Here is a 16971-nt window from a genome sequence, read left to right as displayed (position 1 = left end):
CTTATGAATTTTCTTTGCATTTGTACGTATTATAAAGGAATGGAGTTTCTGAGATCTTGTAAAGCCGAAGGAAACACCGTTTATCTCTTAACCAATAAAAAGCTTGAAAATAAGGACTGGCCGTGGGAGTCGATAGACGAGACATTTTATTTAGAAAATATTGATAATACCTTTGATACCTATGGCAACATCATCAAAGGTCTGGCGCATCTGATGCGCAGCAAGAAAATAGACCGTATTGTAGCATTAGATGATTTTGATGTAGAAAAAGCAGCACTTGCCCGTGAGCATTTCAGAATACCGGGCATGGGACAAACAACCGCCCGATATTTTCGCGATAAACTGGCTATGCGTGTACAGGCCCAGCATGCAGGTATTAATGTGCCTCCTTTCAGCCCTCTTTTTCATGATGTTGATATTACTGAATACCTCAACGCTACTTCCGCTCCATGGGTTATTAAACCACGTTCAGAAGCATCGGCGGCAGGTATCAAAAAAGTACATAGTTTTCAGGAAGCCTGGGATACCATCCATAGTTTAGGAGAAGAAAGACATAATTATTTGATTGAGCAATTTAAACCGGGAGATGTATATCATGTGGATTCGCTTACGGTTGGCGGCAAAGTGATTTTTTCAAGATGCAGCCAGTATCTCAATACACCTTTTGAAGTAGCGCATGGTGGAGGAATCTTCCGCTCGGTTACGGTAGAGCACGATTCAAAAGATGAAAAGGCTCTTAAAAAAGTAAACGACCAGGTAATGAAAGCCTTTGGCATGAAGTTCAGCGCTTCACATACTGAGGTAATCAAGTGCCATGAAGACGGGAAATTCTACTTCCTTGAAACTGCATCCAGGGTAGGAGGAGCCAATCTGGCCGAAATGGTAGAATACTCTTCCGGAATTAATCTTTGGCGCGAATGGGCAAAAATAGAAACGGCCGTTGCTACCGACGGAACTTACGAACTACCTCCGGTCGATGATTATTATTCAGGCATTATTATCTCATTATCATCCCACCAATGGCCTGATTATGCGCCTTTTAACGACCCCGAAGTAGTCTGGAAAATGAATGACGAATATCATATAGGCTTAATTGTTCGCTCAAGAAGCCGCGAAAGAGTTTTAGAACTTATGGAAAAATATGCCTTGATGATTCGGGATTTAGGTTACCATGCCTCTGCTCCGGCACCTGACAAGCCTGTGCATTAATAGTAGTACGGATTGTTAATCTGGCTGTATTATCTGAAAGTAAACACCATCTATAATTCAAACCTAACATGACTACACAAGAAATAATTGACTACGTAAATTCACACCCATCTGGAAAGGTGAAACTGGCTGTTGCCGATATTGATGGAATTTTAAGAGGTAAATATATCAGCAAACAAAAATTTCAATCTGTAATTGAGGGAGATTTAGGCTTTTGTGATGTGGTACTGGGCTGGGATATGGCCGACATTTGCTATGATAATACCGATTTTACGGGCTGGCATTCTGGCTACCCTGATGCCAAAGTCAAATTAGACCTATCTACTTTCCGCAAAATTCCGTGGGAAAATGATATTCCGTTTTTCTTAGGCGAGTTTATCGAAGATGCGGCCGAAATATGCTCGAGAAATGTGTTAAAAAAAGTAATAACCGAGACAGAGCAAGCAGGTTTTAAACCTTTTTTCTCACAGGAGTTTGAATGGTTCAATTTTGAGGAAACCCCAGTATCGGCCAATGCCAAAGGTTTCCAGAATCTTACACCCATGACTCCGGGTATGTTTGGGTATTCAATTCTGAGAAGCACACTGAAAAACGATTATATGACGGCCTTATTCGAGCATCTGGCTAAGTTTGATATTCCATTAGAGGGGCTACACACTGAAACAGGCCCGGGTGTTTATGAAGCCGCCATTACCTATTCCGATGTATTAAGTGCTGCCGATAGAGCATTACTCTTTAAAACCTCAGTAAAAGAAATAGCTTATCAGCAAGGGATTATGGCCACATTTATGGCAAAAATCAACGAAAACTTACCGGGCTGTAGCGGTCACGTTCACCAAAGTCTTTGGGATGCTGATGCCAAAACAAATCTCTTTTACGACGAAAAAGCCCCCAACCACATCAGTGAATTGATGCAAAGCTATATGGCTGGGCAATTGTACTGCCTGCCACATATTTTACCAATGGTAGCTCCAACCATCAATAGCTACAAGCGATTGGTGGAGGGAGCATGGGCACCAACTACGCTCACCTGGGCAGTAGATAACCGCACAGTAGCTTTACGGGCCTTACCTATCAGCAAAAAATCGTGCCGAATTGAAACCCGTGTAGTGGGTTCCGATACGAACCCTTATCTTGCTCTGGCTGCTTGTTTAGCCACAGGGTTGTATGGTATCCGCAAAGGCTTAAAACTCAATCAACCAGCTACGATTGGCAATGGATACAGAGATATAAGCAATGGCGTATTACCTAGAAATCTGGATGAAGCCACCAAGACTATGCAAAACTCAGAAGTAGCAAAAGAATTGTTTGGTGAAAAATTTGTAGCCCATTTCACCCAAACCCGCGACTGGGAATGGCGCCAATATGCCAAAGTCGTGACGGATTGGGAGTTAAAAAGGTATTTTGAGATTGTTTAATTACTGCTCTACATGATTATATTTGTTGTTTTTCTGGCTATTGTTTTCATTATTTTATCCTCAACCTGGTTTAAACTACACCCTTTGGTAGGGCTATTAGTAGCTGCTTTGGGTGTTGGTATTTTTGCCGGGCTTCCAATTGATAAACTGGCTGATACCATTGGCAAAGGCTTTGGCGAACTGATGTCAAAAATTGGCTTGATGGTGATTTTGGGCTGTGTCATTGGAGCAATACTCGATAAGTCAGGAGCAGCCATTAAAGTAGCAGATATTATCTTAAAACTCTTTGGTGAAAAATATCCTTCCTTTGCCATGTCGGTAATCGGGGCTATTGTGGGCATACCCGTTTTTTGTGATTCTGGCTTTATCATTCTGGCAAAACTCAACAAAATTGTAGCAAAAAAGACAAACAAGCCTCTAGGCACAATTGCCATTGCCCTATCAGGAGGGCTTTTTGCTACACATACGCTTGTACCGCCAACTCCCGGCCCATTATCTGCCGCAGGTAATTTGAACCTATCTCATGGAATAGGGTTGGTTATTCTGGTAGGTTTGGTAGTATCTATCCCGAGTTTGTTTCTGTCAACCTGGTTTGCACAAAAGTATGCCAAAAACTTAGCCATTATCGAAGACCCCGAAGAGAACTGGAATAATACCCATCATACAACCTTGCCCGCAGGCTGGAAAGCGTTTATGCCTATTCTATTGCCTATTTTGTTAATCACCGTCGCCTCCTTTGCCAAGATATTGGAATTGAACGAAACATTGACCAAATGGCTCAGTTTTCTGGGTAGCCCATTAGTTTCGTTTCTGATAGCTATCTTTTTCTCTTATAGTTTATTTCCTGAAAAACCCTTTGAGAAAATATTTGCCTGTTTCAAGAGTGGGATAGAGCATTGTGGTACAACATTGGTATTAGTAGGCGCAGGTGGTGCTTTTGGAGCAATACTCAAAGAAACATCTTTGAAAGACATGGTGAGTGAATGGTTAGTAGCCAATCAGACTTCGGGCATAGTCTTTTTATTGATTGCTTTTCTGGTAGCAGCCTTTTTCAAAACGGCACAAGGCTCAACCACTACTTCAATGGTACTCACCTCAGGTATCTTAGCCCCTTTGCTCGTATCAATGGGCTTCTCAGAACCACTTGACTTAACGCTATTAGTAATGGCCATAGGGAGTGGGGCTATGACTGTTTCTCATGCCAATGATGCCTGGTTTTGGGTGGTATCACAATTTACAGGACTCACGCAAGGCGATGCTTATCGCACACATACTATTCTTACGGGTTTGCAGGGTATCATAAGCATTATTACTGTCTGCCTGATATATCTGCTATCTCATCTTTGATACCTCTGATGCGATATTGAAAATTTGAAAGAAGTAACTAAAAAGCACAGAATAATGTTATACTATTTTACTTCCGAATAAACACAATAAAAATGGAAGAGGTTAGCAAATTAGATAAAATCATCGATGCGAGAATGAAACTGAAAGCTCGCTTCGAAGAGAAAATGAAAAATACCCCTTCGGTAGCAGACGACCGTCCGATGGGGAAAGGAGATATAAACCGACACGGAATGCCTCAATTACCAGTCGGACAAACAATCACCCAGAAATGGCCAGTTCTGGACTTAGGTTATCACCCAGATATTTCCCTCGACCGCTGGCGCTTGACAGTAGATGGAGATGTAGAAAATCCGGTTGTATTGAAATGGGACGACTTTATGGATTTGCCACAAGTCGAAGATACAAGCGATTTCCATTGTGTAACTACCTGGTCAAAAATGGATATGGTCTGGAAGGGTGTTCGATTGATGGATATCGCGGCCTTGGTTCAACCCAAAGAAACGGCCACGCATATTATGTGCTATGGATATGATACCTACACTACCAATGTATCAATGGAAGAAGCCTTAAAACCAGATGTGCTACTAGCTCACACTGTCTATGGCGAACCTCTACCTAAAGAGCATGGTGGCCCTGTACGAATGATTACCCCGCAGTTATATGCATGGAAGGGTTCAAAATGGATAAAAAGAATCCAGTTTTTACCTAAAAACAAATTGGGTTTCTGGGAGGAGAGAGGCTATTCTAATACTGCCTACCCGTGGAGAAATGATAGATATAGTTGATCTGCTCTGATAAATTCAGATATAAAAAAGGCGTCGTATAAATTATACGGCGCCTTGGTGTTTCTAACCTTTATAAATCTAATGAATTATTCTTTATCTGACGGAAGCGTTACTCTTTTCACAGTACCGTCTTCTCCTTGCGTAACCATCACAAATACTACACCTTTTTGCTTCCCGATATTGATCTGACCAACATATTCACCGGTGAAATCTTTGATTTCGTCTTTGGCTATTACATTACCTTTCAAATCCATCACTTTAATCGATACATCGCCTTTTTCCTGACTATTGAAACGGATATTTAATACATCAGTTTTAGGATTATTCGGATAAACATTTAAACCACGAACTGTTTTGCTGGAAGAACCACCATCAAAGCCGAAAACATCTGGCATGTCACGGAACTGAAACTGTAAATCTTTACCCAATTGATTAAGATTATTATTCAGATCTTTCATGTCGAAGTCGAAATCTTTCATGTCTAAATCCAAATTGAAGTCCTCTTCAAAATGGTTATCGCCATCACGACGATAGACCCTTACACGAGGTTTGTCTTTGATAATAATATCCTTATCATCATTGCGGAATTCAAAATGCTCATTGTCATTGCCGTTTCTTCCACGACTATAAGCTCTTACGCGAGGTCTTTCTGAATCGTAATTATAACTGAAATGATCGCCATTATCATTACGGAATTCTCTTTCTTTTTCATCACCAGTAAAGCTCTCCACTTCAACCTTAGTACCACGCACTTTGTCTTTATTTTTTGCCATCACAGAATCCTGATATTTCTGAATCAGACTCTCTTTTTGCTTGTCGGTTAATCCGGTAACATCAAAACTCTTCTCATGAACTTTTGTTTGTCCGTCAATATCCTGCTCAATTCTGATGCGGGTTGTACTTTTGTCCTTTTTCTTATCTTGTGCAAAAGAAGCGAAAGAAATAACGGCCAATGAGGCCAGCAGGCTTGTTTTTAGAGACTTACTGAATGAAGCTTTCATAATTTTATAATGTTTGAAATAATTGTTTGAAACAAAAGATCCGGTCGAATGCTGTACAAACATAGCAAACAGTATTGTTTTCTGGCTGTTAAAGTTTCTTAAAAATTGTTAACGAAACTCTTGTAACTGCCTTAAATACAATTGAATAGTGTTTTCTAAGCCATAGTAGAGTGCATCGCAGATAAGCGCATGACCAATAGAAACCTCTAAAAGATTCGGAATATTCTGTTTAAAATATGCCAGATTTTCAAGGCTTAAATCATGCCCGGCATTAACACCTAAACCCACTTGCTCGGCTACTTTTGCAGCTTTTGCATAGTCTCTGATGGCCTCCTCTTTATTTTCAGGATAAACGTGCGCATAGCGCTCAGTGTACAATTCAATTCTGTCGGTACCAGTTTCAGCAGCCCCCTCTACCATGCGTTCGACAGGATCAACAAAGATAGATACCCTTATACCTGCGCTTTTGAAAGTAGCCACTAAATCTTTCAGTCGGTCACGATAGGTAATTGTATCCCAACCAGCGTTTGAAGTGATAGCATTGAGTGCATCAGGCACCAAAGTGACCTGTGTAGGCTTATTTGCTAATACCAATTCAATAAATTTCGTCTCAGTAGGATTTCCCTCAATATTAAATTCAGTCGTTACAATTTCCTTTAAATCATACACATCCTGATAACGGATATGGCGTTCATCCGGACGAGGATGCACTGTGATACCTTGAGCGCCGAATCTCTCGCAATCAATAGCGGTTTTTACCACGTTGGGCATATTTCCGCCACGAGAATTTCTTAAAGTTGCTATTTTATTGATATTTACTGATAATTTTGTCATGATTTTATGGATGGAGAATGGAACAAGGATAAAGGAGAACGGAAAAGACTGCGCAGCGGCTACTTTTTCCTTGTTCCGTTTTCCTTTCTCCAAATTGAATTAATAACTATTTGGAATTAATGTTGAGTTCCCGATATATGAAGTAAAAATAAGAATTTTCTGATTTCTACTAACACTGCGAAACGAATATACGAATTGTATTGTTCAGAAGAAATTGGATATAATCTATCTAATATATAATAAACTACCAACAAAATGGCATTAAAAACAGAAATTGACGCACAGATTAAGGCAGCAATGCTCGCTCGTGACTCGGTAAGGCTGACAGCCTTACGCGATATTAAAAAAGTAATTTTATTAGAAGAGACCAAAGAGGGGAAAACTGGTGATTTAACACCAGACGATGAGTTGAAATTACTGACAAAAGCAGCCAAACAAAGAAGAGAATCGGCAGATATTTATCGTACACAAAATCGTCCTGATCTATTGGATAAAGAATTGGCGGAATTGGCTATCATTGAAGAGTTTTTACCAAAACAATTATCAGAAGACGAACTGAAAGCAAAATTACAGGAGATTATCGCTCGTGTAGGTGCCTCAGGTCCGTCGGATATGGGTAAAGTAATGGGAGTAGCCTCGAAGGAATTGGCAGGTTTAGCCGATGGTAAAGCTATTTCAGCGAATGTAAAAGCACTTTTAGCATAATATATCTTTTTATACTTTGTAGCAATGCCATGCTTATTGTAAGCATGGCATTGGTATACAAAAGCTTTTCACTGGATAAAGTTACTTAGAACATATTTGTTGAACCAGTTTGGAATAAAAATACTCTTCATTTCCTGTGTAGAATCGTTCCTTTTTCAGCTCGCCGTATGTAATAGGTTCTCTCTCTAGTTCTCTAAGTACTCTTCTTTCTCCATTAGGACTTTCTTCAATAATTTTGTTATATTCTATAAACTTTATTCTTAAGCCAAGAGCTTTTGATTCTCTTATTGCTTCACGAAAAGCTTCTAATGCGCATTTAATTAATATTTCTATTTCATCTTCCATCTCCTGTCTACCTTGAATTTCCTCATATGCGCCATAATTCCATTGTGTTTTCTCTTTTATTAAACAAAATAGAAAAAAAAACAAAAACAGCCCCTCAATTGAAGGGCTGTTTGCCAAATTAATTACAATCTATTGTAACGTATTCTTTTGTCAAAATCTTATTTCACTACCTTCATTGTACCGAACATTAATCGCCAGTGACCTGGGAATGTACATACGAATGGATAGTTTCCTACTTCAGCAGGAGCAGTGAATTTTAAGCGATAGGTTTCATTTGGATTCACCAGAGGAGTAGCCGCTATAACCTGTGGGATACCTGGTACATACCCTTTCTCGGCAGCATCTTTCTGTGTAATCATTTTATCGGCAGCTTTGCCGATAATCTCCATGCTCTTCTGCTTGCCAATTACGATATTGTGTTGCATCGCATCAGGGTTTTCGAATACCAATACTACTGGTTTACCTGCTTTGACAGTAAACTCTTTCTTATCAAATTTCATTTCTTCTTTAATAGATTTGATATTGATAACAATAGCATCTTTATCTTCATCAGCATTGCTGCTTTTCAAGCCCCATGCTACCAATAATTTACTCAATCTATCAGCATTGGTTTCTGTCAGCTTTGTGCTTAAGGAAGCTAAGAATTTCTGATTATCAGCATTTACTGTGCCTTTCTTGCGAGGGTTCCAACCACTTGATATCCCTTTTAATAAAGCTACGTTTTCAGTTGCAGGTAGTTTATCCCAGGCTTTCAACATAGCAGCCACAGTATCAGCAGGCATCACTGAAGCATAACTTCTGGCAGCTCTTTCCAAAGCAAATGTCGAGAGTTTCTGTGCCTGTTGGAAAGTAATCTTCTTGCTGAAATAGTTATTTTTCTCGTTGTTTTCTTCTATTTTATTTTCATAATCAAGTGTAACATCGAAAGTGTATTCACCTGCTTTATCGGTTGTGAAATAAAAATCACCAACCCAGGGGCCATTGGTATTTTTTGCAATAGATACTGTTTCTCCGGCAGCTATACCTGTATTATGAAACCAGCTCCAGGTAGTAGACTTTTGTCCTTGTCCGCTAATTTCAACTTTCAGCGCAACGGCAATGCCTTTTTTCAATGAATCTTTACCATTATTCTTTACATCAATAAAATAACGCATACCCTCACGAACATAAGGAGAACTTGGCTCTGCACGTAAATTGGTCACTATCAAATCAATCCCATTAGCCGGAGCAGGAAGTGCTTTAGGCGCTTCTTTAGTAGTTGATGCTGTTGCACTACCATGATTCATAGCCGAGTGGTCATGATTCATCGGCATGGTGCTTGCACTGCTTGTCAGCTTATTCAGATGTTTTTTCAATAAAACTGATTTATGGCTTGTTAAGGCAACGGCAAAAGCATCTGGTAACCAACGGTCGTTGCTTTCTGTTGCTTGCTCCATACGCGTTAACAACGCTTGTTCAGAAGCAGGAGTTAATGGCAATTCGCTTAAAGCAAGAACTGCATTTAATACGATAATTGGCTCTTTGCTATTTAATAAGTCATTTTGTAAAATAACTTCTGTCGAATTTTGTGTATTTGGTAAAACCTGAATGGCATTTTTCTGAACTGCCCATGATGGATGTTTTAACGCGCCGATTACTGCCTGTAGTGCTTCTTTATTACTTTCAATGGCACCTAGGCCTTTCAATGCCCAGATAGCATGTATTGCGGCTGTATTCAAACCGATTTCATCAACTGACTGGTCTTTTACCAAAGCAATCAAAGCGGGTACAATATCAGTTTTGCCACGTTCTACCAATAATCTTTGTGCATGACTTCTCCAGAACATATTGCTGTTTTTCAAAGCAGCTACCAGTTCATCCGGACGGTCTTTGCTTAATGTAAGAGGAGTATAAGCAGGTGCTTCTTTCCAACCTACTCTATAGATACGTCCATGCGTATAATCGCGTAAATCGGTTTGATAAGCATTACCCAAACCATTGTCAAATCCTTTTGGCACAGGGTTATGCTGAATAATGAAGCTATACCAGTCAGCCACCCAAACTGCACCGTCAGGACCTACTTCTGCAAATACCGGAGAAAACCACTCATCAGCGCCTGCCATCAGGTTAAATGATTCTTTATCTTCATAGTTTGTGCCTTTTTTCTCCATCAGGTTCTGGTGAAGAATATGCCCTGTTGGTTCTGATACAAAAGCAATCTGATTCCAGTAGTTTTTCGGGAATGCCCTCGCAGTGTAGAAATTATGCCCTGCGGCTGCAGTAAAGCCTCCGAAAACGTCCACCTGCCTTACTTTTTCTGTAATAGGCTTCATGTCTTTGTGCGTATCAGTCGAGCGGCTACCATTATCCGTATTAAAACCCGGATTTAGGAAGTTTCTGTGCGGAATAGCCATGTACCAGCCATGTGAGTTATTGGCAGTAGAACCAAATACATCACCCGCTTCATTAAAGCCCATTCCCCAGGTATTATTAGATGTGCTCGTTACCCATTCTACTTTAGAACCATCCGGCTTGAAACGGAATAGTGCCTGTCCGAATTTTAGGGTATCTGCTGTACCTACTTTACCTTTAAAGCCGGAATAGCCTACACAACCCCATATCCAGTTATCAAATCCATAGTGCAAATTCGATGGACCGGCATGAGTATCACCTGTGCCGAATCCTGAGAATAAAATTTTCTTTTCGTCTGCTTTATCATCACCATCGGTGTCTTTCAGGAAAATCATATCAGGTGCTTGTGAGACAATCAGGCCACCATTGGCAAATACCATCCCTGTTGGGATACTTAGACCCTCAGCAAAGCGGGTAAACTTATCTGCTTTACCATCTTTATTAGTATCTTCACAAATCAGGATAAAGTCACTACCACCTGTATCTTTTCTTTCGTTCGGATAATCTTTGGTTATCAGCACATACAATCTGCCTTTCTCATCCCATGACATCGCAATCGGGTGTTGTACATTCGGCTCTGCTGCAAATAAATCTAAGGTAAAATCAACAGGCACCTGAATATGCTTCATTGACTCTTCCGGCGAAAGCGGGAATTGCTGCAACTGCACACCCGGACGTCTTTCGTAGTTGGGCAATTTAGCTTCTCTATACTCAAAAGGTTTCGGATTCAAAGCTGCATGTGCCGACCTTGCGCCTTCATCAACTGCCCAGATGATACCATTGTACAACAATTGTTGAAAAGCGGAATTACTCCAGGTATTATCATCATGTCCGTAAGCTGTATAGAATACACGGCCTTTGCCATAAGTGCGAGTCCAGGTATAAGGCTCAATATTAGTTTCCGGGCGGTCTGCTTTCTGGTCAGCTTTAATTTCACGAACCATCAGCACATTATTATCCGGCTGCAATTGGCTATGAAGATAGGTTTCGTCATAAGACTTGATAGCTGGCAAATCTTTTACTATCAGGTGAGTTGGCAAAACCACTTTTGCCTGAATGGTATCCATTTTATGACGCCAGAATTGCCCGCCTACCAGTTTCACATACTCAGGTGAGTTTCTGAAACAGAAAGACGCACAGTGAATTGGCAAGATACCTTTGCCTGATGCCACATAATCTAATAAGGCTTTTTCTGCCGCTGGTGTGATTTCGTCCCAGTTGGCATAAATCATCAGGGCATCATACTTAGCCAGATTCTTTTGGTTGATGTCTTCCAGACGGTCAGTATAAGTAAAATTGACACCTTTGGCACCAAGGGCAGCCATTAATGTCGGGAGCCTTTCTATGGGACGGTGATGTCCGTTATCGCCTAAGAACAAAATCTCTAAGCGACGGCCTTTTTGGGCTTGAACGCCTTGCCAAAGCAAGAGCATCAAGAGTATTAACGTTTTTTTCATGAGAGTTAAAAATAGCAGAGTTTTATTACTCGTAGTGATAGGCGTAAGCAGAAGGGCGAAGCAGAGCCTCGCCCCTATATAAATTTATACGTTGTGAAAGTCAGGTAAATTCATGATTTTACCACCTTGCATAGCTGATTCGTGTGCCAGGATACCCACGCTTGTCCAGTTAGCTGATTGCGCTGCATTCGGGAATGGTTCACGGTCTTCAACCAATGCCATTAAGAACTCATGTGCTAAATGCGGGTGAGAACCTCCGTGACCAGAACCTTGTGTAAATGATAAGTGGTTGTTTTCACCTAAATCATAGACACCTTTGGTCGTGAAATCCTGAATGCCTTCCGGTAGTAAATGCGCATAATCTTTCACAGTTACTTTTTCCGGAATTTCGTGTTCAGGTTTTTTCGCGGTATGAATGATATGCTCTTCATGCTCCACCAATGCCCACTCGAAAGATTTTTTCGAGCCATATACTTCAAAACTTTCTCTGTACTGGCGAGCTACATCAAACAATGAACGATAGACATAAGCGCTCAAATCGCTGTCTTTAAACTTAATATGAGCCGATTCAACTGCAAAAGGAGAGTTATGTATTTGAGCCAGCTCTTCACGGATAGTACCTGAACCAAAGCATGAAACATACTCAGCTTCAAGCTTCAATAAACCTGCCACAGGGCCAACGCAGTGTGTTGCATAGTGCATGGGAGGTAAGCCCGGCCAGTAATCAGGCCATCCATCCATATCTTGTTGGTGGCTTGCTTTCAGGAACTGTACTTTTCCTAATTCGCCTTTTTCATACATTTCTTTGACAAATAAAAACTCACGGGCATATACCACCGTTTCCATCATCATATACTTCTTACCTGTTTCTTTTACTGCCTTTACAATAGCTATACAGTCTTCAACCGAAGTAGCCATTGGTACGGTACAAGCCACGTGCTTGCCCGCATAAAGTGCTTTCAGACTTTGTTCGGCATGATTCGGGATAGGGGAGTTGATATGTACTGCATCAATATCCGGGTCTTTTAATAATTCATCATAATCAGAATAGCTTTTTTCGATGCCGAATGCATCGCCAATCTGATTGAGTTTTTCTACATTACGTTGGCAAATGGCATACATATTAGCATTTGGGTGGCGCTGGTAGATAGGAATAAACTCAGCACCAAAGCCAAGCCCGACGATAGCAATATTGATTTTTTTCGACATGGTTTAATTGTTTTAGGTTAGCGTCAAATCCGTTAAAATCTCTTCCTCTAATCAATAAGGAATACTCGGTGTGCCAGGATTTTCTGCAAGACTATTTTTTAAAAAACTAAGACTATCTTTCATTAATTGTGTTTCTGAGTCAAACATTTTTCGCCAGATATTAGCAACCGCCAGTTTCTGACTGAATGCCTCTACCGATAACCAACCGTCATATTTGACCTCATGCAATGCTTTAAAAACATCTTCCCAGTTCACATTTCCTGTACCAACAGTACTTCGGTCGTTTTCAGAAACCTGCACGTGTACCAGATGTTTTGACAATTTTCTGATGGCATCTCCCAGGTTCTTCTCTTCAATATTAGCATGAAAAGTATCAAACATGATTTTACAGGCCGGATGGTCAATATCCTCAACCAGTTTAATCAACTCATCGCTTGACGATACCAGATAGCTTTCAAAACGGTTCAGATATTCCAATCCTAAAGTGATACCAAAGCTATCAGCATAATCAGCTAATTCTCTGAGATTATCTACTGCCCAACGCCACTCTTGTTCGCTTGCAGGTTTACCTGTAAATGCTCCTAATGCTGAGTGATAAGGGCCATTGAGCAAATTTGCTCCTAATACCATCGCACAATCTACTGCCAGTTTATTACGTTCTAAAGTGGCTTTTCTGATGGCAGGGTCTGGGCTGATCTGGTTAAAATCAGGGCCGCAAATCGTTACGGCAATTCTGTCTAGCTCCAATTCATCTAATTTCTCTCGCCACTTATACCAGTTTGTCGGGTCTGTATCAAAAATAGGTACTTCAACACCATCAAAACCAAGCTCCTTTATTTCTTCTAATACCGGAAAAAGACTTTCATTAATTTCTGTTCCCCACAAAAGGAGATTCATTCCAAACTTCATGCTGATTTTCTTAAATTTTCACATTACAAAACTATCTTAAAATAGTACAAAAAAATAAGCCTACTTTTACTAATACTGACTGTATTTTGACTTTATTTATTTTTATCTTTAAATTTATGGTTAAAATTCAGAATAGTAATCTATGAAGCCTCTTCTCAAAAAATCGGTTGAAAGTGCGGTTTATTCCTTTACATTAAAGGAGTTAGTGGAGCCACATTTCGATCCAAACTGGCATTTTCACCCGCATTATCAGTTGTTCACGGTGCTGGAAGGAAGCGGTACCAGGTTTATCGGAGACAATATCAAGCATTTTGAAGCAGGAGATACGGTTTTTCTTGGCCCCAATATTCCACATCTATGGCAAAGCGACCTTGCTTATTTTGAGCATAATTCTGAGCTAATTACGCATGGAATCGTAATCTACTTCACCGAAGATTTCTTAGGAAATGGCTTTTTTGAAAAAAGCGAAATGCACAACCTGAAGCAATTATTGGAAAGAGGCGAAAGAGGACTGGATATAATAGGTGAATCTAAAGAGTACATCAGACATGAATTGCTGAACCTCCATCAATATGAGGGATTTGAGCGGGTATTGAAATTCCTCTCGATGCTTCATCATTTAGCCCAATCAACCGACTACGAATACATTGCCAGTTTTGGCTATGTGAATACGCACAAAGTGTCTGAGACCGAACGCATGCAAAAAGTGCATGAATATGTAATGAAGCATTTTAAAGAAGAAGTACGTTTAAGTGAATTAGCGTCTTTGGTCAGTATGAGCGATTCCGCCTTTTGCCGATACTTTAAAAGCCGCACTAACAAACCATTTTTCGATTTCATAGCCGAGATTCGTATCGGTCATGCCTGTAAATTGCTACATGAGGGTAATTTAAGTATTACGCAAGTCGCCTACGAAAGCGGCTATAATACCATCTCCAATTTTAACCGCCAGTTTAAAGAGATTACCGGGAAGACTCCTCTTTTATATCAGAAAGAATATACAAAGGGTATTAGGTGACCTTTGCCACATAATAAAAAATTTAGTAAATACTATCTTTATCCTTGCGTATAGGGTATATTTGTAAAGGATGTTTGAAGATGATGTTTTTCCAAAAAGGAGAAGCATCATCTTTTTTTATACCTCATTGCAACGATATCTATTATTTAACCATGAAACGACGCTCATTCCTTGGTCTGGCTGCTTCAAGCGCTATCCTGCTCAATCAAAAGACTTTTGCTCATACTGTTAAACCGGCTAAAGTTGTCATACTTGGCGCAGGATTTTCAGGACTTTCTGCTGCTCTAACACTTTTTGATAAGAAGATAGACTTTGTGGTTTTAGAATCACGCAATCGTATCGGCGGACGTGTATTTACGCATAAAATTGACGAGCAGGCTGATTTACGGGTAGAATTGGGCGCCGAATGGGTAGGAGAGTCGCACGAAGAAGTAAAGAAACTATGCGAGCGCTTCAAGATTCAACTGAATGACAATCGCTTTGATACGGATTTGTTTTTCAGAGGCAAATATAGCAAAGTAAATAAATGGGATTTTGATACCGATTGGAAGAAGAAACTGGAGGGATTGCTTGAATCGTTCAAAAACCTGAACTCAGAGCAGCAGAAATTATTCGACCGATTGAATTGGTGGAGATATCTTGTCAACAATGGTATCCCTGAAAACGACCTGTATTTCAGAGAGTTATTGGATAGTACCGATTTTGGCGAAAGCATCAGACATGTATCAGCCTATGCTGCCATCAGCGAATATGCCTATTCGAGCAAGAAAAACGAAATGGATTTGAAAATGGAAGGTGGTAATAGCACTTTAGCCAACAAAATTGCTGATTTAATAGGTCGGGAAAAAATCCTAACCGAACATCATGTAGATGCCATTATTCAGAAAGGTAAAGGCATTACCATCAAATGCGCCAACGGAAAAACTTTCGAGGCAGATAGAGTTATTTGTACCGTTCCAACCTTTGCTTTGTCGAAAATCAATTTCGCACCTGCTTTGCCGAAATCAAAATTGCATGCGATAGATGCCCTGCAATATGCGCGTATCAATAAATGTGTAGGTTTGTTTAGTCAACGTTTCTGGAAACGGGAGGATTTTGATATGATAACCGATACGCCTGCACATTATTTCTATCATGCTACCAAAAATCAGGATCATGCCAGAGGCGCGCTTACTTCTTATAGTATAGGCGAAAAAGCAGATATGTTTGGCTGGCATGGCGATGATTACCGCCGACAAACCATTATTGATTCTATCAGACCTGTAGGTGATGCCCGAAATTATCTTCAAAAAGTAGCCAATTATAATTGGGGACAAGACAACTATTCAAAAGGAGCCTATGCTATTTATGGCACAGGGCAATGGTTTACGGTACAGCCGGAATTAAAAAAGCCCCACCTGAACGTCCATTTTGCCGGAGAGCATCTGGCTGAATGGCAGGGCTTTATGGAAGGAGCAATCGTATCAGGTCGTGATGCGGTTTTAGAAGCTATTTAAAGGCTACTGGTGCGACCGCCATCCACCGGAATACTCACGCCATTGACAGAGCTTGCCGCAGGCGAACATAAAAAGGCAATCACTGCGCCTGTTTCCTCAGGCGAAGTAAATCGACCTATCGGAATATCTTTGATTAAATCTTGTTCGACGGCTTCAATGCTCTTATTAGTTGCTTTGGCTCTGGTCTCATTAACTTTCTCTAAACGGGCTGTTGTAGTGTAGCCAGGCAATACATTATTAGTGGTAATACCATATTTTCCCAATTCATTGGCCATTGATTTTGCCCAGTTGCCCATTGCTCCGCGAATAGTATTTGATACTCCTAAGCCAATAATCGGTTGTTTCATACCCACAGAAGTGATATTCACAATCCGGCCAAACCCGGCTTCTTTCATACTGGGTACTACAGCTTGCGTAAGTATTTGTGCCGATACAATATGTTCATTAAATGTCTGAGTAAACTGTGTTACATCAGCTTCAATAATAGCCCCACCTGCCGGGCCACCAGTATTATTAATAAGAATATGTACTTCGGGATATTTAGCTAAGTATCGCTCAATCTTAGGTTTTATCTGAGCGGTTTTAGAAAAATCAATCACCAGGTAGCGGTGCTTTTGATTCTTCTTACGCGGTAATTCTTTCATCACCTCTTTCAATTTATTTTCATTACGGGCGACTAAAGTGATATTTGCCCCTAATAAAGCCAATTCGATAGCCGCTGCCTTGCCAATCCCTTGTGTACTTCCACAAACCAATGCGGTTTTGCCAGTTAAATCCAGATTCATGTTACGTGTGTTTTGGCTCAAATGTAATAGTTTACTATTGATATAAAAGACACTTCTTGAAA

Annotated in this window: 14 protein-coding genes; 7 read left to right on the top strand and 7 right to left on the bottom strand. The window is 40.4% G+C overall.

All coding sequences use genetic code 11. From position 1 onward, the window contains the following. Nucleotides 1-3: 3 nt before the first annotated feature. From D0T08_RS12245 to D0T08_RS12230, 4 genes are all read left to right on the top strand, one after another. Nucleotides 4-1209, top strand: coding sequence for an acetyl-CoA carboxylase biotin carboxylase subunit family protein (locus tag D0T08_RS12245; RefSeq protein WP_116982928.1), 1206 nt, complete (start codon nt 4-6; stop codon nt 1207-1209). A 68-nt stretch (nt 1210-1277) separates the two neighbouring features. Beyond that, nucleotides 1278-2627, top strand: coding sequence for a glutamine synthetase family protein (locus D0T08_RS12240; protein ID WP_116982927.1), 1350 nt, complete (start codon nt 1278-1280; stop codon nt 2625-2627). A 12-nt stretch (nt 2628-2639) separates the two neighbouring features. Continuing rightward, entirely contained in the window at nt 2640-3974 is a 1335-nt protein-coding gene (locus tag D0T08_RS12235) for a GntP family permease (protein ID WP_116982926.1), read from the top strand. Nucleotides 3975-4066: 92 nt separating this feature from the next. Further along, nucleotides 4067-4759 (top strand): molybdopterin-dependent oxidoreductase, encoded by a 693-nt coding sequence (locus tag D0T08_RS12230; protein ID WP_116982925.1) that lies wholly within the window; start codon nt 4067-4069, stop codon nt 4757-4759. 86 nt (nt 4760-4845) lie between these two features. Here the strand turns inward: D0T08_RS12230 and D0T08_RS12225 are convergent, their stop codons facing one another. Next, a complete protein-coding gene (locus D0T08_RS12225) occupies nt 4846-5760 on the bottom strand; it encodes a T9SS type A sorting domain-containing protein (RefSeq protein WP_229238951.1) in 915 nt (304 codons plus the stop codon). 108 nt (nt 5761-5868) lie between these two features. Continuing rightward, nucleotides 5869-6594, bottom strand: coding sequence for a pyridoxine 5'-phosphate synthase (locus D0T08_RS12220; RefSeq protein ID WP_116982924.1), 726 nt, complete (start codon nt 6592-6594; stop codon nt 5869-5871). A gap of 255 nt (nt 6595-6849) precedes the next feature. Between D0T08_RS12220 and D0T08_RS12215 the strand changes: the two genes are divergently transcribed. Further along, complete coding sequence (locus D0T08_RS12215; RefSeq protein WP_116982923.1) at nt 6850-7299, top strand: GatB/YqeY domain-containing protein; 450 nt, start codon at nt 6850-6852, stop codon at nt 7297-7299. Nucleotides 7300-7380: 81 nt separating this feature from the next. Here D0T08_RS12215 and D0T08_RS12210 read toward each other — a convergent pair whose 3' ends face one another. The 4 genes from D0T08_RS12210 to D0T08_RS12195 all read right to left on the bottom strand — a co-directional run bounded on the left by D0T08_RS12210 (nt 7381) and on the right by D0T08_RS12195 (nt 13610). Then, a complete protein-coding gene (locus tag D0T08_RS12210) occupies nt 7381-7761 on the bottom strand; it encodes a hypothetical protein (protein ID WP_116982922.1) in 381 nt (126 codons plus the stop codon). 41 nt (nt 7762-7802) lie between these two features. Beyond that, the gene (locus D0T08_RS12205) at nt 7803-11492 is read right to left on the bottom strand and encodes a PVC-type heme-binding CxxCH protein (protein ID WP_116982921.1); all 3690 of its coding nucleotides are present in this window, start codon (nt 11490-11492) and stop codon (nt 7803-7805) included. A gap of 84 nt (nt 11493-11576) precedes the next feature. After that, complete coding sequence (locus D0T08_RS12200) at nt 11577-12701, bottom strand: Gfo/Idh/MocA family protein (protein WP_116982920.1); 1125 nt, start codon at nt 12699-12701, stop codon at nt 11577-11579. A gap of 51 nt (nt 12702-12752) precedes the next feature. Next, nucleotides 12753-13610 (bottom strand): sugar phosphate isomerase/epimerase, encoded by an 858-nt coding sequence (locus tag D0T08_RS12195; RefSeq protein WP_116982919.1) that lies wholly within the window; start codon nt 13608-13610, stop codon nt 12753-12755. 142 nt (nt 13611-13752) lie between these two features. Here D0T08_RS12195 and D0T08_RS12190 point away from each other — a divergent pair, with 142 nt between their 5' ends. After that, nucleotides 13753-14628, top strand: coding sequence for an AraC family transcriptional regulator (locus tag D0T08_RS12190; RefSeq protein ID WP_116982918.1), 876 nt, complete (start codon nt 13753-13755; stop codon nt 14626-14628). Between the two features lie 152 nt (nt 14629-14780). Beyond that, nucleotides 14781-16124, top strand: coding sequence for an NAD(P)/FAD-dependent oxidoreductase (locus D0T08_RS12185; RefSeq protein ID WP_116983030.1), 1344 nt, complete (start codon nt 14781-14783; stop codon nt 16122-16124). On the opposite strand, the gene D0T08_RS12180 is transcribed toward D0T08_RS12185, so the two are convergent. After that, complete coding sequence (locus tag D0T08_RS12180; RefSeq protein ID WP_116982917.1) at nt 16121-16909, bottom strand: SDR family oxidoreductase; 789 nt, start codon at nt 16907-16909, stop codon at nt 16121-16123. The two genes, D0T08_RS12185 and D0T08_RS12180, sit on opposite strands and share 4 nt — an antisense overlap. Nucleotides 16910-16971: the final 62 nt, after the last annotated feature.

Origin of the sequence: Emticicia sp. C21, from assembly GCF_003418935.1 — a bacterium.
Classification (GTDB): Bacteria; Bacteroidota; Bacteroidia; order Cytophagales; family Spirosomataceae; genus Emticicia.
This window is presented reverse-complemented; position numbering and strand designations above follow the sequence as displayed.